Source organism: Bathymodiolus heckerae thiotrophic gill symbiont (genome assembly GCF_900128515.1).
Taxonomy (GTDB): Bacteria; Pseudomonadota; Gammaproteobacteria; order PS1; family Pseudothioglobaceae; genus Thioglobus_A.
On record NZ_FQTP01000076.1, the window covers coordinates 1 to 7,028 of the forward strand.

Annotated in this window: 6 protein-coding genes; 4 read left to right on the top strand and 2 right to left on the bottom strand. The window is 38.0% G+C overall.

The genetic code is table 11. The features are described from left to right. Positions 1 to 38: 38 nt before the first annotated feature. The 3 genes from BTHERMOSOX_RS08425 to gcvP all read left to right on the top strand — a co-directional run bounded on the left by BTHERMOSOX_RS08425 (position 39) and on the right by gcvP (position 4,659). Positions 39 to 1,166 carry an NAD(P)/FAD-dependent oxidoreductase gene (locus BTHERMOSOX_RS08425; protein ID WP_138120646.1) on the top strand — a complete coding sequence of 376 codons (1,128 nt, stop codon included), beginning with the start codon at positions 39 to 41 and terminating at the stop codon, positions 1,164 to 1,166. A 121-nt stretch (positions 1,167 to 1,287) separates the two neighbouring features. Beyond that, complete coding sequence (locus BTHERMOSOX_RS08430) at positions 1,288 to 1,626, top strand: histidine triad nucleotide-binding protein (protein ID WP_138120641.1); 339 nt, start codon at positions 1,288 to 1,290, stop codon at positions 1,624 to 1,626. Positions 1,627 to 1,860: 234 nt separating this feature from the next. Further along, positions 1,861 to 4,659, top strand: coding sequence for an aminomethyl-transferring glycine dehydrogenase (gcvP, locus tag BTHERMOSOX_RS08435; RefSeq protein ID WP_138120642.1), 2,799 nt, complete (start codon positions 1,861 to 1,863; stop codon positions 4,657 to 4,659). A gap of 267 nt (positions 4,660 to 4,926) precedes the next feature. Here gcvP and BTHERMOSOX_RS08440 read toward each other — a convergent pair whose 3' ends face one another. Further along, the gene (locus tag BTHERMOSOX_RS08440) at positions 4,927 to 5,430 is read right to left on the bottom strand and encodes a TlpA disulfide reductase family protein (RefSeq protein WP_138120643.1); all 504 of its coding nucleotides are present in this window, start codon (positions 5,428 to 5,430) and stop codon (positions 4,927 to 4,929) included. Then, complete coding sequence (locus BTHERMOSOX_RS08445) at positions 5,427 to 6,179, bottom strand: hypothetical protein (RefSeq protein WP_138120644.1); 753 nt, start codon at positions 6,177 to 6,179, stop codon at positions 5,427 to 5,429. The genes BTHERMOSOX_RS08440 and BTHERMOSOX_RS08445 overlap by 4 nt, the downstream gene beginning before the upstream one ends. Positions 6,180 to 6,345: 166 nt before the next feature. Here BTHERMOSOX_RS08445 and BTHERMOSOX_RS08450 point away from each other — a divergent pair, with 166 nt between their 5' ends. Continuing rightward, on the top strand, positions 6,346 to 6,861 hold the full coding sequence (locus BTHERMOSOX_RS08450) for a c-type cytochrome (RefSeq protein WP_138120645.1): 516 nt from the start codon (positions 6,346 to 6,348) through the stop codon (positions 6,859 to 6,861). Positions 6,862 to 7,028: the final 167 nt, after the last annotated feature.

Sequence of the window (7,028 nt, forward strand, 5' to 3'; positions counted from 1 at the left end):
AAGGAATAAGTATGCAAGCGACACACAACAGTACAGACATAAAAAAAATTACCATTATCGGTTCGGGTTTTGCAGGGTTAACAGCCGTTAGAACGATTCGAAAAAAAGATAAAGAAGTTGAAATTATGCTTATTTCTCCAAAGGCAGAATTGGTTTATATGCCTAGTCTTATTTGGGTGCCATCTGGCGCAGCAAGCAAGAAAGATATTGTTATTCCTTTGGATAATTTCTTCAAACGTATGAATGTTGTACATATCGTGAGTGAAGTAACTGGCTTGGAAAACAAAGGTAGATCGGTAGTAACGCCTATTGGTACCTATGAAAATGACGCACTAATCATTGCATCTGGCGGACGTTTTATTAAAAAACTTCCTGGTATTGAGTGTGCGATTACGCCATGTGAAGGCTTGAGTGCCGCTGAGGCAATTCGTGATCGAGTAAAAGCAATGGACGGTGGTGATATTGCCATTGGTTTTTCGGGCAACCCTAAAGAGCCAAGTGCAATGCGTGGCGGACCAATGTTTGAATTTTTGTTTGGATTAGATACCCAGCTCCGTGCAGAAGGTCGACGTAATAAATTTAACCTAACTTTCTTTACACCTGCGCCAAAGCCGGGTGCACGCTTAGGTGAGAAAGCAGTTGATGGTTTATTGTCTGAGATGAAAAAACGTAATATTGCCACGCACCTTGGCCATAAGATGAAGCAATTTACTGATAGCAAAGTAGTTACAGAAGGTGGTGAATTTGCTGCTGACTTGATTTTATTTATGCCTGGCATGACAGGCAACACTTGGTTTGATAATACCGATCTTGCGCGTAGTGAAGGCGGCATGCTTAAGGCGAATAAATTCTGTGAAGTTGAGAATACTGATAAAGTATTTGTTGTCGGTGATTCTGGCTCTTTCCCAGGCCCAGAGTGGATGCCAAAACAAGCACACATGGCTGACTTACAAGCAGCTGCAGCTGCACAAAATGTACTGGATGTGCTTGATGGAAAGGCAGCTAGTCATACTTTTAAGATTGAACTAATGTGTATTGTTGATTCAAACAACAAAGGCATGTATGTATCACGTACGCTTAAAGGCGGGTTAATACTGCCAAGCTGTCGTTTGATGCATTTGGCCAAAAAAGTATTTGGCTGGTGGTATCTGCACCAATATAAATAAGATTTTTAGCATTTAATTGTGTTATTTTTTATCGCTTTATCTATAAATAGAGCTGCTAAGAAAATGCCTTATTAAAGGCTAAAATCTTTATTATTATATTTTATTACAAGGTTTTTTGATTATGTCTGATTGTTTATTTTGTAAAATTATTGCTGGTGAAATTCCTGCTAATAAAATATTTGAAGATAAAGATGTATTTGCTTTTCACGATATTGGTGCGCAAGCGCCACATCATTTTTTAGTAATTCCTAAAAAACACATCGCCACTTTAAATGACGCTGATGATACTGCGTTAATTGGAAAGCTAGCCTTAACAGCCAGCAAAATTGCTAAAGAGTTAGGCATTGCAGATGATGGTTATCGTGTGGTGATGAATTGTAATGAAGACGGTGGACAGACGGTTTATCATATTCACTTGCATTGTTTAGGTGGTAGACCACTAACTTGGCCACCAGGCTAATTTTGAATTTCGTCTTTTTTCTTTCCACCCCTCAAGGGGGTGCTAAACTGAGTACTGCGTTAGATTTTTAAAATTTTCAATCACATAGTTTTAACTATGCTCGATCAAATTTAAAAAAACTGCCTTGTAAAAAAATAAAAATACTCGTCAAAATCCCTTACTTTTTTAGATATTACTTTTTATTAAAAAAAGGTTAAAATTTACGCCTTAATTTTCTTATATTTTTTTCGTATCATGAGTAACGAATTCCTAGATAGACACATTGGCCCTAGCGCACAAGACATCACCTCAATGCTAGATAGTATCAACTGTAAAAGTGTTGATGAAGTTGTTTCAAAAACCGTTCCAAATGCCATTTTATTTGGCAATCGTATGCAGGTTGATGAAGGTTTGACTGAGCGTGATAGTCTTGAATTGGCAACTAAGCTTGCTGGTGATAATATTTTGGCCACTAACTTTATTGGTCAAGGTTATTACGGTACATTAATGCCGACAGTTGTTCAACGTAATATTTTAGAAAATCCAGGCTGGTATACAGCTTACACGCCTTATCAGGCAGAGATTTCTCAGGGTCGTTTAGAGATGTTGTTAAACTTCCAGCAAATGATTATGGATTTAACGGGAATGGATATTTCCAATGCGTCATTACTTGATGAGCCAACAGCTTGTGCAGAAGCAATGATGATGGCTAAGCGCGCTAATCGTAAGAATAAATCTAATAAATTCTTAATTGATAGCAACACCAATACTCAAACTATTACCATTTTACAAACGCGTGCTAAACCATTAGGGATTGAACTGGTTGTAGACGATATTCAAAATAACGATTTTTTAGATTGTTTTGCGGCATTGTTACAATCACCAGGTACAAATGGCGAAGTGCGCGATTTAACAGCTGATATTGCTCGTGCAAAAGACAATGGCGTATTAACCATTGTTGCTTGTGATGTTTTGGCATTGACACTGATTAAAACACCGGCTGAAATGGGCGCTGATATTGCTGTGGGTAATTCACAGCGCTTTGGTGTGCCGATGGGTTTTGGCGGGCCACACGCTGCTTATCTAGCAACACGTGATGAGTTTAAGCGCAGGGTGCCTGGACGACTTATTGGCGTTTCTCAAGATGTGTTAGGCAACTCAGCTATGCGCATGTCGTTGCAAACTCGTGAGCAGCATATCCGTCGCGACAAGGCAACCAGCAATATTTGTACTGCACAAGTATTGTTGGCAGTATTGGCCGCTGCTTACGGTATTTATCATGGTGCTGCAGGGCTTAAAAAAATTGCGACCAAGGTGCATGCCAAGGCTAGTAATTTGGCAGCAAGTTTAAATGCGGCTGGATTCGAGCTAGTTGCAACCCAATTTTTTGACACAATTACAATTAATACTGACAAAGCTCAAAATTTGTTTGATAGTGCTCAAAAATCTGGCATCAACCTTCGCTTGTTAAATGACGCACAGCTTAGCATGTCAGTTGATGAAACTACAACTGAAGCTGAATTATCAGCCTTATTGGCTGTATTTTCAATTGATCAATTAACAGAGTCTGAGTTGGCGTTATCTGTAAGTATAATGCGCGAATCTGAATATTTGACTCATCCTGTATTTAGTCAATATCACTCAGAAACTGAAATGATGCGTTATTTAAAGCGCTTAGAAAACAAAGACATTGCACTTAATCATTCAATGATTGCATTGGGCTCTTGTACGATGAAGCTAAATGCAGCAACACAAATGTACCCAATTAGCTTGCCAGGTTTTTCAAAAATGCATCCTTATGCACCTGAAGATCAAACACTAGGTTATCAGCAATTATTTAAAGATTTAGAGCATGCACTGTGTGAAGTGACGGGTTATGATGCTGTATCATTGCAGCCAAATGCTGGCTCTCAAGGTGAGTTTGCAGGTCTTTTAGCAATTCACTCGTATCATGAATCAAATGGTGATTTTGATCGTAATATTTGTTTAATTCCTTCATCAGCACATGGTACCAACCCTGCTAGTGCGGTAATGGCCGGCATGAAAGTTGTGATCGTTAAATGTGATGATGCAGGTAATATTGATTTAGATGATTTAAAAGCCAAAGTAGAGGAGCACAGCGATAAATTATCAGCCATTATGGTGACATACCCATCGACTCATGGCGTGTTTGAAGTTGAAATTAAACAGGTGTGTGAGATTATTCACAATGCTGGCGGCCAAGTATATTTAGATGGTGCTAATCTTAATGCTATGGTTGGTGTTACTCGTATGGGTGAATTTGGTGCTGATGTATCGCACATCAACCTACACAAGACCTTTGCTATTCCACATGGTGGCGGTGGTCCAGGCATGGGTCCAATTGGTGTTAAGTCACATTTGGCACCATTTTTACCAGGTAATCCATTAGAAAAAGATTCAAACGCAGTTTCAGCTGCTATGTATGGCTCAGCCTCAATTTTGCCAATTTCTTGGAGTTATATTAAGTTGTTGGGTAAATATGGCATGCAGCGCTCAACCGAGATTGCTATTGTGAGTGCCAACTATATTGCAGATGCTTTGAAAGATAGTTTTCCAATTTTATATCGTGGCGATCAAGGTATGGTTGCACATGAGTGTATCATCGACATCCGTCCGCTAAAAGAGCAGAGCGGAATCTCTGAAGAAGATATTGCTAAGCGTTTAATGGATTATGGATTTCACTCACCAACAATGTCATTCCCAGTTGCTGGCACACTAATGATTGAGCCAACAGAGAGCGAATCAAAACGTGAAATGGATCGTTTTATTACTGCAATGATTAGCATTCATAATGAGATTCAAAAAGTTATTTCAGGTGAGTGGGATAAAGACAATAACCCGCTTAAGAATGCACCACATACGGCGCATGAAATGGCTGGTGATTGGAGTTATCCATACACAAGACAAGAGGCTTTGTATCCTGTTGAATCGCTAGTAGCTAATAAATACTTCCCACCAGTTAAGCGAATTGACAATGTTTATGGTGATCGTAATTTATTCTGTTCTTGTATAGAGGTATCTGAGTATATATAGAAAAATTTGCAAGTGCTTTTGGTGAGATTAACAAGGCACAGTTTTGAAAATAATAGTTATTCGTATTATTTAGAAACTTAACGCAGTTAGGATTATCAAAAGCCTTGCCCTTTGGGACTTAGGAAAATTTCCATATATTTTAAAAATATTATTGGCATATGAATAACTATGCCTGTTAATATTTTCTGCATATATAAAAATTTACCGTTGTCAAAATTTGTATATATACTCAGATATTTCTATATCAACTAAGGATTTTGAATAAAATTACTGTTTAGATAATTCAGTAATTTTATCGATAATTTCCTGAGAATCCCATTCAACGCCACCAAACAAGGTATAAGCAATTTGCCCTTGTTTGTTGATAATGAAGTTTGAAGGGGCAGCGAATACATTCCACTGGCCAATACTAGAGCCTGTTTCATCCATTAAAATGGTGAACTCTGGCTTGATGCGTTTAACAAATGCCTCAACTTCAGCTTTGGTTTCCGCCATGTCTATAGCCAAAATTTTAAAAGGCACGCCAGCTTTGGCTAGCTTGTCTTGCATATTGTTCATTGAAGGCATTTCTTTAACGCAGGGTGGGCAGTAAGTAGCCCAAAATTGCACCAACACTACTTTGCCTTGGTATTGCGCCAAAGTATGAGTTTCGCCTTTTAAATCTTTTAAAGAAATGGTTGGATTTTTGATTGATCCGCTATAAGGCTTTAGATGCGCACTATTTGCTTGTAGTGAAAGGCTGAGTAGTAATAATAAAAATATTTTCTTCATTTTGAAGACTCCTGTAAATAAAATAAACTCACTTTAATAAGTCCTGAGAGCTGAGAAGTAACTATATCTTCAGTTTTATTTGGATCTGCACGATTAAAAAAATAGCCGCGAATATCTGGAACAATTTTAGAAATAACGCGGCTGCCACCAGAGGCTAGCTTGGCGCTTAAATGGTTAAGACCCCATCTATTGGGAGTTCTACCACCCTCTAAAACCATGAGTGGAATGGTGGTTGATCCAACAGACTCAACGTATTTTGGCTCAACTCCAGGTTCTGGAGCGCCATCATTAAGACGAGGAAATAATAAAATAGCACCTTTTAAATCTTTATAACCTGGATATTCTTTTTTCCAGTGTGCCGCTGTTTTTAGTAGTAGTTGTGTATCAGGCCCAGAAGCAACGATGTAAACTTCTTTATTGGTAGAAATGGCTTCGTAAATAATGTGTGTTAAATCTTCATTGGGTATTTCGTTGTAACTGCTACGAGATTTTGGCAGCATGTAAGTGCCTAGCATGTCTGGCATCCAAACTTCAATGCCATCCTCCGCTAAAGATTCGGAAGTTGCTTCTTCATGTTTACTTTTGCCATTATCACAAGCAAATCCAATAATTAGAATATTTCCTTTAGCTGGAAAAACCCTTATTTCCACCTCTTCACCAGAGGGTAGTTCAATACCTCTAATCTCTTTAGCGGATGTTATTCCGGTAAGAATTAAAGAAATGATTAATAAAATATTTTTAATAAACACTTTTGTTTGAAATTAAAATAAACTAACGCACATTCTACCAATTTATATCAATCGTATATGCAGTCATTTGTTTTATCAATCGTTACTTTATTTTTTTTATTTGTGAACAACGCCATTGCACAAGATGTTTATGCGCAGGCCTTATTGCTAAAGCCAAATTTAGATAATGGTAAAAGAGAGTTATCAATTATGTGCCTCATGTCATTTGGACAATGGATTGGGTAAAGTTAATGGCAGTTTTCCAGTGATTGCCTCGCAACATCAATCGGTTATTATTAAGCAACTTAAGGACATTCAAAATAAATATCGTCAAAACCCCACTATGTATCCTTTTTCTGACCCACAAACCATTGGCGGTGCGCAAGCCATGATTGATGTAGCAGCCTATATACAAAGTTTACCTAGTAGTCCTGATAATGGCGTTGGCTCGGGTGATGGCCTTGAGAATGGCAAGAATCTCTATTTAAATAATTGTACCGGCTGTCATAGTTATCAAGGTGAGGGCAATGCACAGAATGTTTTTCCTAGAATCAAAGACCAGCATTTTGAATATTTGGCGCGACAACTTAAATGGATTCGTGACGGATACCGAACCAATGGCAATTCTAATATGTTGAATTTGATTAAAAACATGTCAGACAAAGACTTAGAGGATTTAGCAGATTACGTTTCTCGATTTTAATCAGCTGATTTTTGTACATTGCCTACCCCGCCAAAAAAAAATTGCACTGCAAGGGGGGTACGTGGTAAAATACCCGAAATTTTTATAAAACTATCTTTTGATCAATTAAAATGACAACATTAAAAAACAAAAAAACTAACCAAGCACTCACGTCTCTAGGCTGGGGG